The 751-nt window shown below is 40.1% G+C and carries 1 protein-coding gene; it reads right to left on the bottom strand.

Going from position 1 to position 751, the window contains the following annotated elements:
• A partial coding sequence (locus H3U96_RS11070; protein ID WP_198196703.1) for a hypothetical protein occupies window positions 1–751 on the bottom strand: 751 nt, incomplete at both ends.

Raw genomic sequence — 751 nt, 5'->3', positions numbered from 1 at the left:
TCTGATTCGTCTAAATAGTCCATAGTTGCTTTAATCGTACCATTAGAAATAGATTTCCATGTCAATTTCTTATCAATACTACCTAACACTAAATCAAAATATAAACCATCTGCGCCAGTAGTAGGAAAATTTAGACCGTAAGATGACGGTTCGGATGACTGAACAAGAAAACCCAAACCTGGGTCCCACATAGAAAAAGGACCAGGATGACTACCGTCATCCAAAATAGGCCTAGCAGAGCAAATATCCGCCATTGGCTGTGGTTTAATATAATAAGTGACAGTACTTGCAGTAAAAGACATACTTTTAGGTACGCCATAACGAGTGGATAAGATAACATCATCAGTTCTTAATATCACTCGATAAGGTGCTTTACAAACGGTCGGCACATTGTCACGAGTAACCGGACGGTCATATTTATCAAGGATAGATAAATGCAACTGCCCTGTAACAGTAAAATCACCATCGCCATCATCGTCATCCCAATAGTTATAAGGCGCGCCAATAAGGGTGCTTAATGGTATGGCATTAACATTAGTTGGCACCAACATATCAATATCGGCAAAGCTCTGACCGGCAACTGGCAGTAAAATAGCATCTGATGAGTTTGAGTTATTACTTTCCGGTGTTAATGTCGTACCATCAGAGAAGGATATCTTCATCAGCTCGTCTAAGTCTATCGCGCGTGTTTGACCACCATCAAAAGTTAAATAAGGGCCATTACCGTGAATAACATTTGTTGTATAAGCGG

Source organism: Gilliamella sp. M0364 (assembly GCF_016100565.1).
GTDB classification, from domain to species: domain Bacteria; phylum Pseudomonadota; class Gammaproteobacteria; order Enterobacterales; family Orbaceae; genus Gilliamella; species Gilliamella apis.
This window is presented reverse-complemented; position numbering and strand designations above follow the sequence as displayed.